A 19,119-nucleotide genomic window follows, 5' to 3' on the forward strand; every position below is an offset into this window, starting at 1 on the left:
ATAGAAATAAATTAGATGATTTAAATCGACTCTTCAATTAAAATTATATTTTTCATATAAGACAATAAGTTACAATTAATTTTAGAAATAAAATAGTCAGTCTTTCAATACATTAATAATTCTATTCGTTCTCTGATTTAAGCTAAAAATCCGGTTCATTAAGCTCTTATTATTCGCAATAACGAATAATTTGCCCTCGTTATAACTGAGGTTAAAACAAGCAGGAAGTAGAGTTCACTCCATGCACTGAATTTATCTAATGATAGAGAAAATATCTCAATTACATGGAATTCAGTATGAATACAAATTTTCATTCCTCCCGCGTTGCCGCAGTTCAGGCTTCACCTATCTATATGGATCTAAATGCCAGCATTGATAAAGCGATAGATCTAATTACTGAAGCTGCGAAGAACGGCGCACGTCTGGTTGCTTTCCCTGAAAATTTTCTTCCAGGCTATCCATGGTTTGTCTGGCTTGGTACTCCAGCATGGGCAATGCAATTTATGAATGACTACCATAAACAGGCACTTATCGTTGGAAGTGAACAATATCAGAGGCTTGAGAAGGCAGCTTCTGATAACCAGATTCAAGTTGTTATGGGGTTTACGGAGAAAGATAACGGAAGCTTGTATATGTCACAGGCGATTATTGATGAAAGTGGTAAAACTCTTGCGACTCGCCGCAAGCTTAAACCTACACTGGCTGAACGTCTGGTTTTCGGTGAAGGTGACGGTAGTGATATTGCTGTACACGACACGTCAATTGGTAAATTAGGTGCTCTATGTTGTTGGGAGCATATTCAACCCTTGACAAAATTTGCCATGTACAGCCAACACGAGCAAATTCATGTGGCGGCATGGCCAGGCTTCTCTCTTTATACTGAAGTCACGCCAGCAATCGGTGGAGAAGTTAATACAGCTGTTTCACGTACCTATGCTGTCGAGGGTCAGTGCTATGTAATTGCTCCATGTGCAACTGTTTCACAGGACACAATCGATCTTCTATGCTCAAGCGATGAACAACGAGAACTGCTTAAAATCGGTGGTGGTTTTACTCGCATCTATGGTCCTGATGGCGCATCCCTTGTTCATCCACTCAACGAAGACGAAGAAGGCATTCTTTATGCTGATATACATCTCGATGCTATAACAATCGCCAAAGTAGCAGGTGATCCAGTTGGCCACTATTCTCGAAATGATGTTACGCGCTTAATTTTTAATAATCAGTCTTTACGACCTGTACAACGGAATGAAGTACCCCTATTCGATAATGGAATCATAATCTCTTCAGAAGATGAAGAAGCCTAATTAGAAATATAATTAAGAGGATAAAATAATGAGTAAATTTTCGCCTGAAGATATCCGTTACGAAAAACGGATGGTAATAATGCTAGCCCTACTTTTCGGAGTTGTGGGGCTGGATCGATTAGTAGTAGTTTATCTGTTCCCTATATTGATACCTGCGTTGAATCTTAATAACTTACAAGCTGGTGCTATCGCATCTGTACTCGCCCTGACTTGGGCGATCTCGTCATGGGGATTGGGTAATCTGTCAGATACCGTTGGCAGAAAAAAGGTATTGATTTTTTCATCAGCATTTTTTTCACTGATGACTTGCTTTACTGGTGTCGTCAAAAGCTTTGGTGAGATGTTGATAGTGCGAGGACTTCTTGGTGTTGGAGAAGGTGGCGTATTCAGTAGTAGTGTGGCTGCAATATCCGATTTCTCTCGGCCTGAGAAGAAAGGACTGAATCTTGGTATACATCAATCATTCTTCCCTTTGCTAGGTATTGGATTCGGGCCAATTATTGCGACTCAAATGAGTGGACACATGTCTTGGCACTGGGTTTTCTTCATTTTAGGTATTCCTGGTTTCATTATCACTTACTGGTTAATGAAGTCTATGAAAGCGTCCCCTATTACACATCACGCTTCACAAAACCTCCCGAAAAAAAACATTTGGCAGGTTTTCAGTTATCGTAATATTTGGCTGACAACTCTAATTGGCTCATTATTTCAGACTGGACTCTTTGTTTTTTCAACTTTTATTACCTTGTATCTCACTCAGGTAAAATCTTTGCCGTTATCTACAGCTGGTTTGATTGTTTCTGGATGGGGATTTGGTGGTTTTATAGGTATGATTGCTGGTCCTGCAATTTCAGATTATATCGGACGACGTACTGTCCTTGTTACCTGTTCCGCCGTTTATGGCATGCTCATGCTTGCATTCGTGTTTTATACACAAACATCTATTGCCATGTTTTCCATCCTTTTTGTTGCCGGTATTTTTGGCTTTAGTCTAGCCCCACTTTTTCTCGCAATTATTCCTGGAGAATCAGTCCCACCAAACATGATTGGTGCTGCAGTAGGTGTACCAACAGCTATTAGTGAACTCATTGGTGGTGTGCTCATGCCAATTGTTGCTGGTGGTATAGCTGACCAAATAGGTCTGAAAGGTCCAATGTTGATCGTCGGCGGTGTGTCATTAGCATGTGCTTTCATCGGCATTTTACTGAAAGAAACTGCCCCTCGCCGACTACAACAAATTCAGTTGAATGGATAAAAGCTGTATATTTTAAAGAAATTCAATGAATACAAATATCTCACATGGTCTACGGCTTAGCATTGCAGCTTGGTTATCATTTTCAATCGCAATTTTACTTGGGGTGGATAATGCTTATTGGGCAGCGATGCCTGTATGGGTCATCTCTCAACAAGTAAGAGGAATGATGTTCCAGCGAGGTGCCTATCGTATAATAGGTACCCTTGCAGGTGCATTACTAGGGCTTACTATTCTCAAAGCCACTAATAACGCATGGATAATAATTTCTCTAATTTCATTCACTATTTTTATCACCATATTTAGCATGCGAGTCAGCCATGGTACGAAAGGCTATGCACCGCAAATGATGGCTGTGACAATTATTATAATCTTAGTACCTGCGCTAATGCTTAAACAGCATGCTTGGGAACTCGCCTTATCTCGTATCCAATGTACCTTCATTGGCGTTATCTTAGTCACGGTTATTACAACACGCTATACGCAAGCGAATAACGATGAGATTTGGTACAGTGGATTATTAAAGTGGAGTCCCCACACTATCCATCATCCCCACATTCAGAAACATCAGGACAATGTAAAGGCTTTACGGTTTGCTTTATTAGCAAGTACTGGTGTTTTACTTTGCGCTATCACTTTTCATCAGAGCGGCTGGTCTGCGGGTGAACTTGTAACGCTAGGGACCTGTATATTTACAATGGCATTAGCAAGTCTTAAAGACCCATACGATATGGCATTAAAAATGTTTATTGGGGTTATCTTCGGCGTGTGTCTAGCATTTTTTTATCGTTTTACTATCCAGCCATATTTTCTCAGCACATCGATGATCATTTTGACAATTTTACCTTTTTTCTTAATTGGTGGATTACTAAGATGTTGGCCAAAGACTGCTGCCCCAGCTTTAGATGGAAATATGTGTTTTCTATTAGCAAGCCAAGCAGGTATGTCCGCTGTGTCGATTAAAACAGCTTTTAATGAATGTCTGGCATTAATAGTTGCAGCAGCGCTAGTATCTTTTGCATATCGTTTAGTACTTAGGCAAAGACACTGAAGTTAGTTTAGTTTATTTTTCTAAAAACTATTTAAGTGCGAAGTGATATGGCCTCTTTCGAGGCCATTTATTAATGACTAACCGCACTATCAGCAAATGAAGAAGGCTCTAGTACCACAGTTGTCTTTTCAGAATCATCCTCTGAAGAAGAGCCTACTGCTACTGTATAATTCCCTGCTGCTATTTTCCATTGCTTATCTTTAATAGAGTAATCAGCTAAGAGGCGTGGATCAACAGTTACAGTCACTCGTTTCTCTTCATCTGGTGCAAGTTCAACCTTTTCCCAACCAAGCAGTCTTGTTTTAACCTTTTTATTCACATTATGTAAATAAAATTGTGGAACCGCCTTACCTTTGATATCACCCACATTTTTAACATTTACACTCATCTTCAATGGATTTGTCGAATCTACATGTATTCCATTAAATGTAAATCGGGTATATGAAAGTCCAAAACCAAATGGAAATAAAACTTTTTCATTGCGTTTCGCAAACCAACGATAACCAACTTCAGCACCTTCAATATTATAATTCACATTGACTTTAGCGTTTTCTGGTTCTCCAAACCCAACAATTTCAGGTCTTGGTAATTGCTTTAGGCTTTTTGGGAAAGTAACTGGTAAATGGCCAGATGGATTCACTATACCCGTAAGAACATTAGCAATAGCAGGTCCTCCTGCTGAACCTGGGTACCATGCCTGCAGTACCGCTTTTGTATTCTTCAACCACGGCATAGTGATTGCACCACCAGTTTCTAGTACAACAGCAGTCTGTGGGTTTGATTGAGCAACTGCCTCAATCATTGCATCCTGACCATCTGGTAATGAAAGATCGAAGGCATCATAGCTTTCCATCATCCATTGTGTTGCAAAGATAATGACGATATCAGCTTTTTTAGCTAATGCAGCAGCTTCTCCCACATTACGTCCATCATTAAATGTAATTTTACTTTTAGGTAGGTTTGCTTTCAAAGCAGCAAGTGGGGATGACTTAAACCAAGTCTGATCTCTGAGCGAATTCAGTAATCCTTCGCCACCCGTATGAACTATCATTGGGGGTTCCCCAACAGGCGTAACCTGTGATGAACCTCCACCTGTCAGCACACCTATATCAGCATTACCACCAATAACAAGGATATTCTGAGCTTTATCCTTTAAAGGAAGAAATCCAGATTCATTTTTTAGTAGCACCATTCCTTCTTCAGCAGCATGCTGAACTTTTTCTGCATTTTTTTTGTAGTCTATCGGTGTAATAGTTGGAGGATGTTCAAACAGTCCACTATCAAAAAGTGAACGTAAAATTCTATGATTCATGTCATCCAATCGAGCTGAATATTCAGGCTTATCTTTTGCTGCTTCAGCAAGAGGTTTATCAAACCAGACATTTCCGTAAAGTAATCTATCCAACTGGGATCCCATTTCAATATCAAGACCTGTAAGCGCAGCTTCTGCACTATGGACTGCTCCCCAATCCGACATTACAAATCCACGATATTTCCAGTCATCCTTTAGAATCCTTTGCAACAACTCTTTATTCTCACAAGAATAAATTCCATTTACACGGTTATAACCACACATTACAGCGCCAGGTTGCCCAATTTCCATTGCGATTTTAAATGCCAAAAGATCACTTTCACGCATAGCATCTTCTGAAATATCCGCACTCATTCCCTGCCGAACAGTTTCTTGATCATTCATCGCAAAATGCTTGATTGTCGAAAGTACATGCTGGCTCTGTATGCCACGAATACTATGCCCTACCATAATCCCAGCAAGTAATGGATCCTCTCCGTAATATTCAAAATTTCGTCCATTCCGTGGATCTCTCGCCAGATTTATCCCGCCAGCAAGTAAAATATTAAACCCTTTACTCCATGCTTCACCTCCAATAAGTTGTCCATTCCGATAATTTAATACTGGGTCCCAAGTTGCTGCACTTGATAAGCCAGATGGCAAAGCAGTTGCACCATCATTTGGCCTAACATTTGCCGAGTTGGTTACACCCAAGCTGGCATCGCTAACTTGTAAAGCAGGGATTCTTAGTTTGTCATCCCCAGGCACATAGCCAGCTGAGCCAATAGCTCCTTCTGGCACTGAAAATCCTAAAATGGGCAAAGCCATTTCACTGTGTACACGGCGAATTTTCTCTTCTAATGTCATTACCTGTACAAGTGCTGAAGCTCGCTGATCAGCATTTAGTTTATTGTTCATCCAAGGTTTACTTTTCGCAGCATCTTCTGCATTAACAGCCTGACAGCAGCCAATAATAATTGCTAAAGTTATAGGGCTATATTTAAACATGTGATCTTCTTCCGATAATTAAAAATCAATTTTTGTCTGTAAACCAATAACAAGAGCATCAGGTACATTTTTAACTGCACCCGGCGAGTGGTAATACTGGATATTTGGTTGAAGCGTCAGCCAACCCGTTGCTTTGATTCGATAAAACAGCTCTGTAGAAAGTTCACCACCACCAGGCGGTAAATAAGTCGGGTCAGAATAATCCGAAACTCCTGTAAGCTCGTTCGCAATTGTTCTATTCTGTGACCATCTATCGTTGATTTTGATATAAGTTGAAGCTATGCCCAGCATATCATCAGGCCGGTTTTCAAATAGCCCTGTATAATAAAGACCCGCACCATATGCGTAGTGGAGAACTGAAGTATTTTTATCGTTAATCTCGCCGTTAATGAAACCTTTTAAGCCCTTTTTGCTTCCATCACCTGGTCCTGTTAATTGTTGATCTAGATAGAACCATGCAGCACGTTTATTATTATGTTTTTTATAACCTGCTGCTGGATTAAATGCTTCAGCACCTCCATTTGGACCTTCATAAACATCATCAGCAGTTACATTGCTATAAAATGCTCCAATAAAATAATTGCCGGCTAACTTATTTTCGCCCCAGTGTGGACGCCACCCTAACAGAACAGGATATATTTCTCCCTGACCACCAGAAAAGGTAAGCGACATACCTTTATCATTTTTCGTTAACTCTGGATTCTGTTGAAACACTCCCGCACGAAGATAAATCTCTGGCGAAATATTCCAAGTAAAGTCTGCCCCCCACGAACCGATAGGCCATCCGTACCAAATAGGACTAATTCCTGGAACAGTTCCGCTGTTTAGAAGAGATTGAAATTCGGGATAACTTGGGAAAAAATCAGCAGTTGGAGTCATTTTACCGAAGGTGAATTGAAACTTTCTATCAGCAATACCTTGGGTATATGTCAGACGAGTAATACGGTTAACAGAACCATATCCCCAAACTTCCTGTGTCAGATTTGGCAGCGTGCCAGAACGAGGATCATTAACCCTTTCCGTAGTAATTAGACGATGGTTATTTCGATTTGTCAGAATCACATTGAACTGACCATCCACTGTTGTCATTTTGCTCAAGTCATAATTGAACAATACAGTTGTTTGGTCAGAAGTCCCTAAAGTAGTACGAGTATCGTATCCTCCAGCAACGTTTGATGCTATTTCATTATGATATTGAAGGCCAAAACTAAAACCTTTTTTATTCAGTTCCTCTCTCATTCCCCCCCAGTCGCCAAGAGCCCATGGAGAATCGTTATCCAAAACATCATAAGCTGATGCAGAAATACTATAAAAACCAGATAGAGCCAGAAGACTGACTATCACCCTTTTTCGCATTACTATCATTTCTATCCCAATCTCAATATTTTAATTTTTTACTTTCTTCGTTAAGAAAGCTTCAGGGATTATTGCAGTCAGCCACTAGCCATCCATGTACCAGACTTATTGATGTTTTTGCTCAAAATTACTGCAAGTGATGTTGCACATTTACGAAGCGTGCTAATCTGTAAGGAGCCTTACAATAGTGCAAATTCAGGAAGAATTACATTTGTTCAAGGCATTTAAGGAATAATTTTAGCTAAATATGACTAGTTTTACCGTTGCTCTGAACCTCATTTACTGTCACAGCAATCGCGGCATCATTTTTGCTAGATTTTATAAGAACATCCAGGATGGAGAATTAACATGTTGATTAGTACTGATATGCTTCCGCAATCACAGCGTTATGATTTCTGGCATCAAATAGTTCGTGAGCGTTTTGTTGAACTAGATTTGACAATGGAACACTCTACACCATCAAAAGACATTCATGCGGAACTCATCCATGATCGAGTCTCAGAAATTGATGTAATGAAGTTAAATGCTTCTAGCCATACTGTTTCACGTAATAATCGCCAAATCAGAATGGATAAGGGCGAAGAGGAATTCTTCCTGTTCAGCTTGCAATTAAAAGGAAATGGTTTTCTTGAGCAGGATAACAGATCTGTTTCGCTCCAACCTGGAGATTTTATTCTTTTTGATAGCACACGTCCTTATCGCATGGGATTCAATGATGATTTTGAGAAATTGGTTCTACGTATACCTCGCATGTTATTAAAACAACATATTGCAGCGCCTGAGAGATTATGTGCATACAAAATGCCTAGACAACATCCCATGGGAAATATTCTATCTAATTTTCTCACCTCACTTGATCAGCTTTCAACTCTCCCACATGAAACACAGCTAAGTGTATCTGGAGCAATTTTACAAATGGTTGCAGGGGCACTGCAGAGCATGCCTCAAAATAATGAAACTCAGTTGAATTCTGTAAGGTCTTATCATCTAAAAAGAATAAAAAAATATATCGAACTAAATCTGGACGAGCCCGAACTTTCTGTTGCAACAATAGCTTCGGCATTGGAAATGTCTGTTAGCTCTTTATATAGGATTTTTGAAGATGAACCTATGCCCTTAGCACACTATATATGGATTAAACGTCTTGAATTTTGTTGTCGAGACCTTGAGAATGTTGCCCTAAAAAACAAACCCATCTCACAAATTGCATTTGAATGGGGATTCACACATGGTACTCACTTTAGCCGTTCTTTTAAAAAACAATTTGGCTTGCCACCCAAACTTTATCGGGAACAATTTCTAGATTCGAAGAAATAAATCAAGGTACACAAAAAATAGAATAAAGTATAAAGGTGATTAGAGTAGCAAACTTAAAACAGAATGTTTTGTAATCACATCTAAAAAACACTTTCCTATTTTTTAAATAGAATTAACTGCATCCGAAGATGCAGTTAAATAGAATAAATTTGATATGGCTCTACTTAGGCTAATTAATTAACTCTATCCTACCATTCTTAATGCCTGTTCCAATCCACGTTGTTTAAGGTTGGCTCCCGCACCAAACCATGCTGAATTTAATCGATGATCACGGCTCATCGCACGGCGTTCATGATCAACAAACTCGGTAATACTACAAAGTAAACCATAAGCTGTGTCTTTAGCTGAACTTAAATCTGCTCCACGTCCCTGCCCATTGAACATTTCCATAGCCTTCGACATGGCTCGACCATTTGGTTCAGATTTGGAGTTTGAGTTTTTGTCCATGGATGCTGCTTTAAGATAATACTGAATAATACTTTCCTCTTGATCTGTAGCACCCATTGTCGTGTTATTAAACACCGCATCAAAGTAAGCACTTGCTTCCTGTTGAGTTACTTTTCTTTGACTCAACTGTTTCATTTCATACATATGCTCATCCCAGGTTTTAATAGAAATACCCAGCTGCTGCTTGATCTTGTCTGCATCAAACTTGGTACTGTGCGGTACTTTCACTACACCCTCATCGCTAGTTTGTCCTCGTATCGCAATACTCAAGGTGTTATTACAAACCACACGGACACTAGTGAATTGAGCCGTGGTAGCTAATGTCCCATCACAAGCAGTTGCTAGAAGAATATAGCCATTACTGACATCTTTTCCTTTCAGTGCTGCTGATTGTCCTGTTCTTGCCAATGCCCAGAACTTACGTCCACCTTTGAGTACTCCTGCTGTTTCCAGCTCAAAACCAGATTGTTCTGTCAGGTCTTTATAGAAGTTTAATATCTCCATGGGTTGCACTTCCTGATAACGCTGACTCACAACTGATAACGGTTCATGCGTATCAGAACGATAAAGCACTCGCTGATCTTCATACGGCATGAGAATATTTTGTCCCCGTTCATTCTTTGCCATATAGCTGACATTGGATGATTCAATTCGCCAGTCCATACCCGCCTGCTTTGCCCAGATTTCTATTGGCTGATTTTGTGATAGCTGATTACCCAGACCATGCCATGGGGTTTGACCAACGAAAGCCATTGTTTCAACTTGATGTGCCATAATTGATTTCCTTTAATTGATTTAAATAATTTGAATGTTGTGAAAATAAGAGTTACTAAAAACTCGACTGTTTGATTTCAAAGTGTTCCAGACATTGCTCACACTGGTAATGCAACGTCACCGTGTTGTCTTGATGCTGGACGTAGAGCAGAAACATGCCCCCTACAACCAAACCAACAAAGCCCCCAACCAAAGGATGTATAGGACTGCGCTTTGACAATTGCATACAGGCTGCTGCCAGAGACATCGGTGAAAAAGATGAAAGTTTTGCAAATACGCTTTGGTGGCTTTGCTCCGACTGCCGTAGTAATTTCAGATGCCTCGAATGGCAGTAAGGACATTGATGCATATAGTTATCCTCCCAAATAAAAGGCATAAAAAAACCACAAGCAATTGCTTGTGGTGTGATTAGACTTATGACGTTTTTTTGGATTAATGAGTTATTTTTGGAGTAGCTAAACCTTTCTTGCTACAAGGTTGGATACTCTCAATATATTGCCCATCACCAGTGTCTTTAAAGAAACCATGTTTTGATTTGACTTCTAAGCATTGTCCTTTCTTATATGGTTTAACTTGGGGAACAACTTTGGCTGGTATCGCGTAGCTATTTAAAATGACTTCGCCTTTAGTAGTTGGAAATACAACTGATTCTTCGCCGTAATAGACGTTGGCTTTTAAAGTAACCTGCTCTGTTTTAGCAAGGGCAATAGAACTGATTGAAAGGCTTAAGATTCCACAAGTGATAAGTTTAATAAAGTTCATAATCTTTTCTCTGATGTAAATAAAAGTAATTATTCAATAAATGCTAAAAGGTTATTTAAGTTAGTGAACAAAACATGACTGGTATCCTTCTTTGAGAACTTGATTGCTGTTCTTATCCCAACTCACCACATACCAGGTACATTGATAACGATCAGAATCCCATGCAGCACGATAGGTCATGGTATTGCCTTGCTGACTCCATCCTTCTACTCGTTTACTCACCTGATCTTGACTTGAACGGCCCCATACATTCATGAGATGCGACGCTAACATTTGGTCAATGGTAGGAATGGTTGACTTTAAATCGGATGGTGCAGATTTGATTGGTTTTAGCCCGTAACGGGAAGCATTGGAACTTAAAGTTTGTCCTTCATGGTACTCACCATCAACTTCTGAACTGAGCTTTCCAATATTCGTATCTTGTGCTTTTGCCTGATCAACTGCAGCTATTGCACCTGCAACCACTTCATCCTCAGCTTGTGAATGAGTAGATTCTGATTCTGGGTTTTCCACCATACTTTCAATGCCGGTGAAATCTGATTCAACAGGTTCAGAGGTTGCTTGTGTTGCAGTAGATTGATTTTGTACTTTAGATTGTTCTAAAGCTAATTGTGCTAACTGAAGTTCAGTTTGTCGTTTTTGATGTTGGTTAAATAAAAACCCACCTGCAATTAACACCACCATTATGACCATAGTTAACAGCCAATATAATGGCGGTATTTTTGGGGCTGAATTAACACTGTTCTTTATCATATTCATATTGTTACCTTGAAATAGAGGATATACGGCGCATTAAGTGCTACCTTCATTGAGGTAATATGTAATTGAAAATTCTTTATTCTTAGTTATTGTCTAGATAGCTCTTTAATGCAGCTCTCGCTTCATTCAATTGCTGTGCCTGTTGCTCAATAAGCTGTCGCACGGATTCAGGTAAGGTCTGGTATTTATCTGGATGGAACTCAGCCATCTTTGTCCGGTAAGCAGCTTGAAGGGTTTGCTCAGTAAGAACTTCAGGCTGAATTTCAAGAAGTTTGCAGGCCTGTAGTTGTTCCTTACTCAGATCAGAAACTTTTTTCTGATTCATTTCCTCTGCTAGACATTGATAGATAATTTTGACCAGATCAGGTAAGACCGCCTTTGAGACGTTAGTTACACGGCACAAATGAGTCATGAATAAATCAGCCTGATTCTGCTCAACTTGACCAAGTGCCATGGCATAGACCAGTTGCTCAATCATCTCTCTACGGTGGTTATAGGCAAGATTATCTTTCAGGTCTGCCAGACGATGCAACAAGTCTTCATATTCAAAGCGCGCCTGCTCATTTACTAGTTTTTCGACATACTGATGCACGGCTGCATTATTTAATTTGGTAAAATGATCAGATACTGCTTCTTTCGACCAAGCATTCCATTGCCCCGCAGTAAACGTAATAAAGTATGTAAATAAATCAATTATGATCCGCATCTCGAGATCAATTTTTATAATTGTCTGATTGGTTTCTTGTTTACCCCGACAACATTCTTTTAGGAACGCGACCAAGGTTCTTATCGTACCTTTATCGAGTTGGCTAAAATTCAATTCATCCCGACCATTGATCAAAATGGAACTGGTGATCATTCCAATATCAGCCTCTACCTGCTGGATGTGTTCAAACAAATAAGCTTGTTCATCTTCAAAACTGGCTTTATAGAAAATCCCTTTTGAAGTGAGGCACATCCCGACCTTAGCACTACCAAATACAGTGTCATCAATCAGCATCAAGACATCATTTGGACTTACATCATGTGGGAGATAGGTCATAGCACCTTGTAGCTTTTTATTGGGAATGACTGGTGAAAAATAAATATTATCGCTACATCGCAATAAGGGCACCCACTGACTCTGTTGGATTCGTTCCTGTATGCTCATAGTCATAAGCTCCCTAGAAGAACCAGCGTATCAATATAACCGGCCAAACCAGAGCGCGACCGAGTAAGTAAGCACCAGAATAATGCCCCGGATACTCCCAAATGCAATACAGCCAATAACCAATCACAATCGTGAAATAAAAAGTAAAAAATGGATGTTTCATGATCAATATTCCTAAATTTGGTTGCACTACCTCTTCCCCTTGCGTGAGGCAACAGGAAATAAGTGATTCAATGATTTGCTTAAAGCTTTAAATATCGGCTGCTAAAACTTATCTACACATTGCTCCCCTGACTGATACATCACACGGTCTATATCAGCAGGTAAATAGGCCACATTCTCGATCTGATCCATAACTTTATTGCCATAATGTTCTTCAACTTTTTTATAGACACATGAACAATAGCTACGGCTGCCTCCCATGCTGTGACACCCTTGCTTCATGCCCTTTTCGAAATCAGAAGAACAACCATTAATCATTAAAAGGCTGATACCCAATAAACCCATCGAAATTTTATTTTTCATCGTTATATCCAGCGACATAGTCATGGAGGTTAAGCTTTTTTAGGCAACAGAAAGCCCTGCCACGCTGTATCTCACATGACATATTTATTAAGTTAAATTTTTAGACAGAAAAATCTAAAGCTTGAAAAACTATAAGCTCATCAAACCCTATTAAAATTAATCAGGATGTATAAAAAGAATATGCATAGCCAACTCCTTTATATTGGGAGTTCTGCCAAAGCATTAGAGAATTATGGTGGCAGAACGAGAAAGGGTTGACAGACTGGGTAAGACTCCAGCACACCATAGGTGTCCCTCTCCCGTCCTACCGCAACGGGAGGGAACGAGAGGTACACATAAAACTATCCCTCAGAAAGGAATAAGTCTGATGCGGTCTTACTACATGGTCTGTCAAAACCATCTGGCAATGTAGGCCAGATTGAGAAGGATAATGCGCAAAATTTAAGGTGTCAATGTTCTATAGACTAAGTAGTTAAGTAATTGTTATTGTTTTTCATCAGATTAGCTATTTAAACTAACCATTAAGTAAATTTAGTTAATGATTATTCAGTACACAATTATAGTATTATTTTGTTGATTTTAAGAATCATGGACATGATTCTAGTTATTAAACTAACTTATAATTTCATGATGTAAATTCGTTAAGGACGGAAAATGTTAAGGTTGAAATGTATTGGTGGCCCACTATATGGTCAAGAATATTCACACCCATCCAATGAATTTACCTTTCGCGATAAACAGAATGGCAAACTAACACTGTACCGTAGGCAATCTCTTAGTTTCACACCACCTATGGATTACTTTGTAGCTGAATTCATACCCCAAAAGGTTGCTTATAACCTTGCATTACAATTAAAAAAGCATTGCGATTAAATTAATATTACCTTTAAGAAAGTCAAAAAATTTAAGTTTTAAATAATTAAACTAATTTCTTGAAAGAAAGTATTCATATCTATACAACGAATACCAAAATCATCAGCAATATCAGGAATTTTAGGACTTTGATTTGGTTGCTTTTCATTCAAGTTATAATTTCGAGTTTCACTTGATACAATAGTCAAGTTTTCTTTTTTTGCAATTGCAATTAACCAACCATCAGCAATCTTTTCTCGAGCCCAACTTTTATCATTTGTTAAAGCCTTGTCACTATAAAAATTACACTTTGCTATATGTTGAATTACCTCTCCCCAAATATCAGAACACTCCTTATGTTTGTAAATTGCGCCATTAAAATTAAGTGACAACCAATCTCTAAATGTCTCATCTTGATAATTTTCTTGAATTACAATATCTGGTAATACTATTTCTTTATTTAAAATACTTTGTAATCTGGACCAAAAACTTGGAAAATAATCAAATCGATAATATCTATCATAAAAATTAATATAAATATTAGTATCTAATAGATATTTACTCATACCCATTCCCCTCTCTTAAAGCTTTATATCCTTTTATACCAACCCCTATTATATTGAAAGCATCAGTATAAGAAATACGATCTCTTCTAATAGCACTTTCAATATAATTAAAAAATCTTTTATCAATTCTAAAGTTAATATTATTCTTATAATCTCCCCCACTTGACTCAACTCGTGGAATTTGATCAAAAAAATCTTTTAATTCAGAAACTTTTTCATGATATTCAGACAAACCAATTTTATTTAAATCTAACAGCCTTCTAACAATAACAAATTCACTTACCTTAAATTTATTAGCTAATTTTTTGGTATCTATAAAATCTAAACTTAATATAACTTCTTTAGGAACTAAAATTTCAGCTGTTACTTTATTTACAAATGCTTCCACTCTATCAAACTGATAATCTCTAGTATCAACAATATTAAAAATCTCTTCAGAGCCTACAAATATATGTACTAGCTCATGTACTAATGTAAAAAGTTGCCCAGCTTTAGTATCTTTTTGATTAATAAAAATTATTGGGGCCTTATCGTTAAGTAACACAAACCCACGAAACTCATTAACACTCAATGGCCGATGAGTATTATCCTTAACCTTACCATTAAAAAAAACAAATACACCAATTAGATTAATTTTATCTCTTAAATAATTTAAAGGATTATTTCCAGCTTCACTCTGAAAGAATAATGAAAGTCCTAATTTTTCTCTTATTATTTTTGCAATATAATCGACATCATGATGAATTGAATATTTACCGATAAATTCTAATTTTTCATGAATTTCTTTACTTAAAAAGTCCTGCTTTATTTCCATTTCCCGAATGGTATCACGCAACTCCTCACTCATTCCTTCTAATTCAGTAGAATTGACTGTTCTAAAATCTAAACGTTTATCTTCGATATTGATTGGTTCATCCAATAATAAAAGTCCTGTAGGAACATTAATTTTTTTCGCAATTTCAGACAATTGTGTAAAAGTAGGTTGTTTTTCACCACTTAGAAACTCTTCAAGGTTTTTGATTTTTGATTTTAGTAATTCAAAGGAGATTTGAGCATTTTGAATGTAATAATTTAATGTATTTGTATTTATATTCATTGACATTACAAACTCCTCCTCTTTTTCAAAATATAATTTATATTAATCAATCTTAGCACAAAGAATGTAACAAGCCTACATTACCAACCTTCAATTCTTTTAGAATTAATTAAAAACATCGAAAACAAATTATATTTTAATAATCTACCTATAAGCCATTAATTATTTTAAGAAAAGTCAAAAAATTATTGTTGTTATAAACAAGAGTTGATCTACTAATCAGTAAATCAACTCCTACTAGCTTTCAGATATAGTTTTACCGCTATCTCATCACATTACTCTTCCATGAATTAAAACCATGTTGCCAGACTCGTAGTTCTCTACTCTCTGGCTCAGTCGTACCAAATGTGGTTCTCAGCATAGTTTCCAAGTCATCGATAGGATCTTCTAATTCCCAAGTGAACGCTTCTATTTCATCACTACTTTGCAGCTCCCTGAACTTTTCGATACCGAACACCTCTCCAACCATACCTGCAACTTCCTGCCATATTGCACAGATTCTTGAAAGGATATAGTGATAATCTTTAATCACACTCTCATCAAAAACCATTACAAACAACATCATGTACTGATTTTTTGGAGAAAAATGCATGACTCTTTGATAGTCATAACGAAGTCCTACTTTTAACAGACGATCTTTCCTAATTCGCTTTTCAAAAGTCTGGATATGTTGGGCCATGGTACAAATGGGAATAGCATCAGCAATATTCTGGTCGTAACCTAGACCGAGTGTAATTGTTCTTAATTGATAATAATGAGCTGTCGCTTGATGATATTTCTCAATTTCCCGCTCTACTCGTTTGCTATGCATTTCATTAATAAACTTTAACTTTTCGGCAAATGCTACAGTTCCGAAGCGAACAATTAATCTTTGTAATATCGCCTGAATAATTTCTTTTGACAATTCTACATTCTCGGTTTTAAAGCTTCTTAAATTTCTTTCAAGCATTACGGCTAAATAACATTCCCTAAATTCTTGAATCCATATTCTAAAATCAGCTTGTATGTAGTACTGCATGATGTAATACCATTCATCGATATATGCACTGAATACAGTTAGCCAATACTCACTATCCGATTCTTTTTTGTTCAGTTTAATTGCTTTAAAAAGCTCGTGTATATCATGTTCAAAACGAACAATGACTTGATGTTCAAGAGTAGCTAAATTCATCTAAAGTCTTCCAAGTTGGTTAAATTACATAGGAAGACCAACTCGATAATTTTTTATTTTTCTGTCTAAAGAAAAGATAAAGAGAACTTTAATCATCACGCCTTAATAGAACTCACTCCACCGAAGTGAAGTGAATTCCGATCTATTTAAAAACAATATCTTTTATAAATTACTGCCCAGTCCCAAAGGTCCGGCTACCAGGACTAAGCTTGACACGCAATCGCTGATCGTATTTTTCTGGATTAGCGAAATAAGTAACATAAGCAACTACATTTTGACATTGCTGAAGATTAGCTCGCTCAATACGACCAAGTGCTAAGTTTCCTTGTTCTGCAAATCTAGCTTTCGTAGTAGATTCATTTGGCGTATAGAAAGTCCCTAAGCCATTCGTAATTTCTTGCCAATAATCCCCAACTGCTAAAGCTAGACCAAAATCATTCTGATGTTTATGTCCATCATAGATCAGCATTAAATGGCAATGGAATCCTGTAGTGTGCCCTCCCTGCTCTAATGCCCACACAAAACCCTCTAAATCAGAGAAACAACGGTCACCATTTGATATCCTATTACGAAGTACTTTCATGTGCTGATCAAATAACTGGATATTTACTAAACTCTGCACTAGTTCAGGATACTTCAAATCTACGCGTACAATCAAAGAACGTGATTTCTGCTGTAAAACGTGCTCAATATATTTAGTTAATCGTTGTTGATTCCGTAGCTCTTGCATTTGAAATGCATGACGCTCATTGAGAATATTGGAGTAATTATTTTGTACTACTTGACGTAAAGCCATCACTTGATGCTCTAGGAGCATATCTAGTCCTTCATAGCTCTGTCCTTGTAAATAACTCTCAATTAAATGAATTAAACAAATAAAAATTTGAATGTGTTGGCTGTACCACACATTCGGACAATACTGAATATTAAAAGCGGGGATTAGTTCTTGTAACTCTCTAAGAATCTGATCATTACTGATTTGATTATTCTGGATTCTCTCAATGAAGCTTTCGATTGCAATGAGAGTTTGAGCTTGATGAGACATTGTACTTACCTAAGTTGAGTTTAAATCATAGGTAAGGCACATCGATTATTTTTTAATGGTAATTACTCTAAGCTATTAAGCTTAGAAAGAGTCAACAAGGTGAACTAGCTCTTCACTTCAACTATAAGAAGATAGATTTCTATATGCATCTTTATATTGATTTACTCATACTGCAATGAATTAGTTGTATTACATAAGAATGAATGTAATGAATAAGAGTACTAGATAAGAATAGTTAATATACCTGCCACTGAAAAAAAATTATCTCAAGACATTATGAAGAATAAGTAGGTTTAACTAGTAGGAAAACCTTACAAAAAATTAGATCTATAGAAAGCTAAAGTTAATCAAATATCTCTTTATAAAACTCTAAGTAAAATTAAAGTTATATAACAGCATTAACGAATATATATTGAATCTAGAACAGAGAGCAATCTATTCCTCTGCATTTATTTTTTATTGGGTTGCTCATGGTATGTGCAAAAACGCACGCATTATTTTGAAAGGAATAAACCATGAATGCGTCATCAAACCAAACTGTCTTTGTAATGTATAAAATCATTAACCTAAAACAAGTCATTGACTTTACAGGTTTAAGCCGAGCAACTATTTACAATCTTTTAGATCCAAAATCTGAATATTACGATTCAACATTTCCTAAACAAATTCGTTTATCTACAAACCGTGTGGGATGGTCAGCATTAGAAATCAACACCTGGATTGAGACAAAGCTAGCACAACGTTAAGTTGTGCAAGTAATTTTTCCGGTGATTGATTATGGTGAATATACACGTTTAGATGAGTCCTCAACTTATAATCAAGCTTTTGTTTTATAGAATTTTGAGATATAGGAAGAAAATAGGATATATTGTAAAGATCACGATGTACTAAATAGAAACACCAAATCCTTACAGTGAGTATTAAAAACAACCTACAAATTACCTTCACCCATCAATAAAAAGTAAAAAAATATAATGATTCTATATAATTCTATTAGAAAATTTACTGAAAATTCATTTCAGTCTTCAAATTAAATTCATATCCACATCAATCCAAAAAAAGCATAAGGATTATTTAAAATTACACAATTAAAACAGCCACCCAAATAAGAATTATAATACAAGTTAATATTTTAAAATTTCAACCTAATCGATTTATTTTAATTTATTATCCAATCCTCTCCTATTGAACATGAAGTTGTCCTTTCTACAAATAGTATATATTCCGAAAAATTACTAATATTCATAAATGCAAATAAAGGCGTCTAATAAATTCTTTAGAAAGCTGCCCCCATAATTCTAAGAAGCACTACAGCACTACAGCACTACAGCACTACAGCACTACAGCACTACAGCACTACAGCACTACAGCACTACAGCACTACAGCACT

At 37.1% G+C, this 19,119-nt stretch carries 18 protein-coding genes; 6 read left to right on the forward strand and 12 right to left on the reverse strand.

What is annotated here, in order from left to right; genetic code table 11:
* Positions 1–296 precede the first annotated feature (296 nt).
* The 3 genes from ACT53H_RS15040 to ACT53H_RS15050 all read left to right on the forward strand — a co-directional run bounded on the left by ACT53H_RS15040 (position 297) and on the right by ACT53H_RS15050 (position 3,610).
* Positions 297–1,307, forward strand: a complete 1,011-nt coding sequence (locus ACT53H_RS15040) for a carbon-nitrogen hydrolase family protein (protein ID WP_103236661.1) — start codon at positions 297–299, stop codon at positions 1,305–1,307.
* Between the two features lie 79 nt (positions 1,308–1,386).
* On the forward strand, positions 1,387–2,562 hold the full coding sequence (locus tag ACT53H_RS15045; RefSeq protein ID WP_228142588.1) for an MFS transporter: 1,176 nt from the start codon (positions 1,387–1,389) through the stop codon (positions 2,560–2,562).
* A 25-nt stretch (positions 2,563–2,587) separates the two neighbouring features.
* The gene (locus ACT53H_RS15050; protein WP_476009548.1) at positions 2,588–3,610 is read left to right on the forward strand and encodes an FUSC family protein; all 1,023 of its coding nucleotides are present in this window, start codon (positions 2,588–2,590) and stop codon (positions 3,608–3,610) included.
* A gap of 70 nt (positions 3,611–3,680) precedes the next feature.
* On the opposite strand, the gene ACT53H_RS15055 is transcribed toward ACT53H_RS15050, so the two are convergent.
* Together ACT53H_RS15055 and ACT53H_RS15060 are read right to left on the reverse strand one after the other, a co-directional pair.
* Complete coding sequence (locus ACT53H_RS15055) at positions 3,681–5,909, reverse strand: beta-glucosidase (protein WP_068614551.1); 2,229 nt, start codon at positions 5,907–5,909, stop codon at positions 3,681–3,683.
* Positions 5,910–5,927: 18 nt separating this feature from the next.
* A complete protein-coding gene (locus ACT53H_RS15060) occupies positions 5,928–7,274 on the reverse strand; it encodes a carbohydrate porin (RefSeq protein WP_476009549.1) in 1,347 nt (448 codons plus the stop codon).
* Positions 7,275–7,613: 339 nt separating this feature from the next.
* On the opposite strand from ACT53H_RS15060, the gene feaR reads away from it, so the two are divergent.
* A complete protein-coding gene (gene feaR / locus ACT53H_RS15065) occupies positions 7,614–8,582 on the forward strand; it encodes a transcriptional regulator FeaR (protein WP_476009550.1) in 969 nt (322 codons plus the stop codon).
* Between the two features lie 183 nt (positions 8,583–8,765).
* Here feaR and ACT53H_RS15070 read toward each other — a convergent pair whose 3' ends face one another.
* The 6 genes from ACT53H_RS15070 to ACT53H_RS15095 all read right to left on the reverse strand — a co-directional run bounded on the left by ACT53H_RS15070 (position 8,766) and on the right by ACT53H_RS15095 (position 12,999).
* On the reverse strand, positions 8,766–9,803 hold the full coding sequence (locus ACT53H_RS15070; protein ID WP_476009551.1) for a DUF932 domain-containing protein: 1,038 nt from the start codon (positions 9,801–9,803) through the stop codon (positions 8,766–8,768).
* A gap of 55 nt (positions 9,804–9,858) precedes the next feature.
* Positions 9,859–10,152, reverse strand: coding sequence for a hypothetical protein (locus tag ACT53H_RS15075; protein WP_311073074.1), 294 nt, complete (start codon positions 10,150–10,152; stop codon positions 9,859–9,861).
* Between the two features lie 83 nt (positions 10,153–10,235).
* Positions 10,236–10,565 (reverse strand): hypothetical protein, encoded by a 330-nt coding sequence (locus ACT53H_RS15080; RefSeq protein WP_476009552.1) that lies wholly within the window; start codon positions 10,563–10,565, stop codon positions 10,236–10,238.
* A gap of 60 nt (positions 10,566–10,625) precedes the next feature.
* Entirely contained in the window at positions 10,626–11,324 is a 699-nt protein-coding gene (locus tag ACT53H_RS15085; protein WP_476009553.1) for a hypothetical protein, read from the reverse strand.
* A gap of 82 nt (positions 11,325–11,406) precedes the next feature.
* Entirely contained in the window at positions 11,407–12,474 is a 1,068-nt protein-coding gene (locus tag ACT53H_RS15090) for a J domain-containing protein (protein ID WP_476009554.1), read from the reverse strand.
* A gap of 264 nt (positions 12,475–12,738) precedes the next feature.
* Entirely contained in the window at positions 12,739–12,999 is a 261-nt protein-coding gene (locus tag ACT53H_RS15095) for a hypothetical protein (protein WP_476009555.1), read from the reverse strand.
* A 654-nt stretch (positions 13,000–13,653) separates the two neighbouring features.
* On the opposite strand from ACT53H_RS15095, the gene ACT53H_RS15100 reads away from it, so the two are divergent.
* The gene (locus ACT53H_RS15100; protein WP_476009556.1) at positions 13,654–13,872 is read left to right on the forward strand and encodes a hypothetical protein; all 219 of its coding nucleotides are present in this window, start codon (positions 13,654–13,656) and stop codon (positions 13,870–13,872) included.
* 38 nt (positions 13,873–13,910) lie between these two features.
* Here ACT53H_RS15100 and ACT53H_RS15105 read toward each other — a convergent pair whose 3' ends face one another.
* The 4 genes from ACT53H_RS15105 to ACT53H_RS15120 all read right to left on the reverse strand — a co-directional run bounded on the left by ACT53H_RS15105 (position 13,911) and on the right by ACT53H_RS15120 (position 17,729).
* Positions 13,911–14,417: a DUF4411 family protein gene (locus ACT53H_RS15105; protein ID WP_476009557.1), complete on the reverse strand. Its 507-nt coding sequence runs from the start codon at positions 14,415–14,417 to the stop codon at positions 13,911–13,913.
* A complete protein-coding gene (locus ACT53H_RS15110) occupies positions 14,410–15,519 on the reverse strand; it encodes an ImmA/IrrE family metallo-endopeptidase (RefSeq protein WP_476009558.1) in 1,110 nt (369 codons plus the stop codon). The genes ACT53H_RS15105 and ACT53H_RS15110 overlap by 8 nt, the downstream gene beginning before the upstream one ends.
* Before the next feature lie 256 nt (positions 15,520–15,775).
* Positions 15,776–16,684, reverse strand: a complete 909-nt coding sequence (locus tag ACT53H_RS15115) for a hypothetical protein (RefSeq protein WP_476009559.1) — start codon at positions 16,682–16,684, stop codon at positions 15,776–15,778.
* Positions 16,685–16,853: 169 nt separating this feature from the next.
* A complete protein-coding gene (locus tag ACT53H_RS15120; protein WP_476009560.1) occupies positions 16,854–17,729 on the reverse strand; it encodes a YagK/YfjJ domain-containing protein in 876 nt (291 codons plus the stop codon).
* Between the two features lie 515 nt (positions 17,730–18,244).
* On the opposite strand from ACT53H_RS15120, the gene ACT53H_RS15125 reads away from it, so the two are divergent.
* Entirely contained in the window at positions 18,245–18,475 is a 231-nt protein-coding gene (locus ACT53H_RS15125) for a helix-turn-helix transcriptional regulator (RefSeq protein WP_476009561.1), read from the forward strand.
* The last annotated feature ends 644 nt before the right edge of the window (positions 18,476–19,119 follow it).

The organism is Acinetobacter sp. DMC2 (assembly GCF_056314305.1).

Bases quoted from the DNA above. Each gene is read 5' to 3' on its own strand.
- ACT53H_RS15040 (WP_103236661.1), top strand. From the start codon at position 297: ATGAATACAAATTTTCATTCCTCCCGCGTTGCCGCAGTTCAGGCTTCA.
- ACT53H_RS15045 (WP_228142588.1), top strand. From the start codon at position 1,387: ATGCTAGCCCTACTTTTCGGAGTTGTGGGGCTGGATCGATTAGTAGTA.
- ACT53H_RS15050 (WP_476009548.1), top strand. From the start codon at position 2,588: ATGAATACAAATATCTCACATGGTCTACGGCTTAGCATTGCAGCTTGG.
- ACT53H_RS15055 (WP_068614551.1), bottom strand. From the start codon at position 5,909: ATGTTTAAATATAGCCCTATAACTTTAGCAATTATTATTGGCTGCTGT.
- ACT53H_RS15060 (WP_476009549.1), bottom strand. From the start codon at position 7,274: ATGATAGTAATGCGAAAAAGGGTGATAGTCAGTCTTCTGGCTCTATCT.
- feaR (WP_476009550.1), top strand. From the start codon at position 7,614: ATGTTGATTAGTACTGATATGCTTCCGCAATCACAGCGTTATGATTTC.
- ACT53H_RS15070 (WP_476009551.1), bottom strand. From the start codon at position 9,803: ATGGCACATCAAGTTGAAACAATGGCTTTCGTTGGTCAAACCCCATGG.
- ACT53H_RS15075 (WP_311073074.1), bottom strand. From the start codon at position 10,152: ATGCATCAATGTCCTTACTGCCATTCGAGGCATCTGAAATTACTACGG.
- ACT53H_RS15080 (WP_476009552.1), bottom strand. From the start codon at position 10,565: ATGAACTTTATTAAACTTATCACTTGTGGAATCTTAAGCCTTTCAATC.
- ACT53H_RS15085 (WP_476009553.1), bottom strand. From the start codon at position 11,324: ATGAATATGATAAAGAACAGTGTTAATTCAGCCCCAAAAATACCGCCA.
- ACT53H_RS15090 (WP_476009554.1), bottom strand. From the start codon at position 12,474: ATGAGCATACAGGAACGAATCCAACAGAGTCAGTGGGTGCCCTTATTG.
- ACT53H_RS15095 (WP_476009555.1), bottom strand. From the start codon at position 12,999: ATGAAAAATAAAATTTCGATGGGTTTATTGGGTATCAGCCTTTTAATG.
- ACT53H_RS15100 (WP_476009556.1), top strand. From the start codon at position 13,654: ATGTTAAGGTTGAAATGTATTGGTGGCCCACTATATGGTCAAGAATAT.
- ACT53H_RS15105 (WP_476009557.1), bottom strand. From the start codon at position 14,417: ATGAGTAAATATCTATTAGATACTAATATTTATATTAATTTTTATGAT.
- ACT53H_RS15110 (WP_476009558.1), bottom strand. From the start codon at position 15,519: ATGTCAATGAATATAAATACAAATACATTAAATTATTACATTCAAAAT.
- ACT53H_RS15115 (WP_476009559.1), bottom strand. From the start codon at position 16,684: ATGAATTTAGCTACTCTTGAACATCAAGTCATTGTTCGTTTTGAACAT.
- ACT53H_RS15120 (WP_476009560.1), bottom strand. From the start codon at position 17,729: ATGTCTCATCAAGCTCAAACTCTCATTGCAATCGAAAGCTTCATTGAG.
- ACT53H_RS15125 (WP_476009561.1), top strand. From the start codon at position 18,245: ATGAATGCGTCATCAAACCAAACTGTCTTTGTAATGTATAAAATCATT.